Raw genomic sequence first — 2,349 nt, 5'->3', positions numbered from 1 at the left:
GACAGTTTGGTCTCTATCCTCTGCGCTCGTTGGAATCTTGAGGAGTCCTGCCCATAGTACGAGAGGACCTGGGTGGACGAACCTCTGGTTTGCCGGTTGTCACGCCAGTGGCATGGCCGGTTGGCTACGTTCGGGTGGGATAACCGCTGAAAGCATCTAAGCGGGAAGCCTTCTCCAAGATAAGGATTCCTTCATGCCCGTTCGGGTGTGTGTACCCCCCATGGAGAACACGTGGTTGATAGGCCGGAGGTGGAAGCCCTGCGAGGGGTGGAGCCGACCGGTACTAACGGGGGAAGGACAATCACACGACTTGCCCGTCGTTCGTGGCGGGTTGCGGGACTGGGTTTGCCGGTCCGGTGGGTTGTCCGGGTGACACGGAGCACTGATATGGTTGACTGCGATCAGTTTTCGATGGTGTTGTTGCTTGCGTCCGCTGTCCGGTTCCCGGCCGGTCACTGTTTTTGCCGGCATCGCCCTGTTGGTGGTGTCGTGTGTTTGGTTTTGCGGTGGTCATGGCCCAGGTGAGACGCCCGGTCCCTTTCCGAACCCGGAAGCTAAGGCCTGGCACGGTGATGGTACTGCACTCGGTAGGGTGTGGGAGAGTAACACGCCGCCGCATACACTTGTTTGGTGGGGGTTGTTCCTACGGGAGCAACCCCCACTTTTTTATTATCCAACATCTGACATAATGTACATTATCGGGCATGTGATACCGATAGATGGTACTGGGTGCTTGCCCGGTCTTGCTGCCTGGACTTGCTGACGATTCCTGCTCACTGGCCCTGTTGACTTATAAGACCCTGTCGATTCAGGCGGCCCTGTCGACTCATGCGAACTTGGGTGCTTAGACGGCCTTCTCTGTGTAGATGGTTCTTTCTGCCTGCATAGATGGCCCTGTCTGCGTAGACAGAGCCATCTACTCGTTCTGCTTGTCGAGATTCTCGGCCATTGCCATACCATCTTCAGCTGCGAATCGGATATGTCCTGTACCTGCACGCCGCCGATCGCAATTGCATCGCTGTCGATCGCAATCACTTCACTGCTGATCACCATCGCGGCTTTTCGAACGATTAATTTCGGTTCCCACATTCCCTGGATGCGTTGGTCTGCTGCATGCTTCTGATGCGCCCGTCCGATGCATCCACTTTGAATGTCTGTTGGGAAGGACGTCTGTTGGGGATGCTGAAGAAAAGTTGGGCGACTGGGGAAGATCGGATCCTGCTCCGAACCAGCCGACTGGCTGGCCGGTGACTCATCGGGAGATCAGCAGATCACGCGATCTGCCGGGCATACTCATGATCATGAGTCGGGCTGCGGTACGGGCGCTGACGTGGAAGGTCGGGCTGCGGTTGGGTGAGAGCGATGCGTGGAGTTGCCGGCAGGCGGACATTACGAGTCGAAGGAGATCGATGACGAGTTCGCAGGTGCCGATTTTGCCGAGTGCCGAGTTTGCCGAGTGCCGGGTTCGTCCGGCAATGGGTCTAGGTAACGGGATGGTGGAGCCGGCATGACGAATCGGATTTTGGGCGCGACACGCCGATCCAAACCCCGAGACGGAAATAAACGAGCAATCTTTTGAGGTTTATGCTGGTTTTAGCAGCGGATAACCCCGGGGCTTACGGTTGTTTTGCCCTTTTGCGACACGCCGATGAAGGCCTTGATTTTATTGGGGTTTACGCAAGTCTGCAATTCTCCGGTTTGCGTTGTGGTGTGTGTTCGTGTAAGTTTCTTACTCGCTGCCCGGCACGGCCGGATCGGTTCGGTTCGGATCGGTTTCGTTTGCTGGTGTGGTGGTGGTTTGAGAACTCAAGAGCGTGTTTTGTACTACTTTTTGATGATTGCCAGTCCGGTCCCGCCCGGTCGCGTGTGAGCGTGGTTCGGGTCCCCGGGAGGGGTTGAAGTGGACTGGGTTTTGGAAGGATTCTGTGTGGTGCCATGGTTCGGCCTTCGTGGTCGGGATCGTGGTGTCCGTCTTTTTTCTTCTTTTTTGTTTTTTCGAGCCGTTCTTCGGCTTTTCACAGTTTTTTTGTGGAGGGTTCGATTCTGGCTCAGGACGAACGCTGGCGGCGTGCTTAACACATGCAAGTCGAACGGGATCCTCCAAGCTTGCTTGGGGGTGAGAGTGGCGAACGGGTGAGTAATGCGTGACCGACCTGCCCCATGCTCCGGAATAGCTCCTGGAAACGGGTGGTAATGCCGGATGTTCCAGTTGATCGCATGGTCTGCTGGGAAAGATTTCATCGGCGTGGGATGGGGTCGCGTCCTATCAGCTTGACGGCGGGGTGACGGCCCACCGTGGCTTTGACGGGTAGCCGGCCTGAGAGGGCGACCGGCCACATTGGGACTGAG

The 2,349-nt window shown here is 56.7% G+C and carries 3 rRNA genes; all 3 read left to right on the top strand.

Features of this window, described 5'->3' with window-relative positions:
* A 23S ribosomal RNA gene (locus Uis1B_RS11555) occupies positions 1–307 on the top strand; the annotation flags it as partial.
* A gap of 195 nt (positions 308–502) precedes the next feature.
* Positions 503–619: ribosomal RNA gene (gene rrf, locus Uis1B_RS11550) — 5S ribosomal RNA — on the top strand.
* 1,406 nt (positions 620–2,025) lie between these two features.
* Positions 2,026–2,349: ribosomal RNA gene (locus tag Uis1B_RS11545) — 16S ribosomal RNA — on the top strand; the annotation flags it as partial.

This window comes from Bifidobacterium margollesii (assembly GCF_002860355.1).
Classification (GTDB): Bacteria; Actinomycetota; Actinomycetes; order Actinomycetales; family Bifidobacteriaceae; genus Galliscardovia; species Galliscardovia margollesii.
This window is presented reverse-complemented; position numbering and strand designations above follow the sequence as displayed.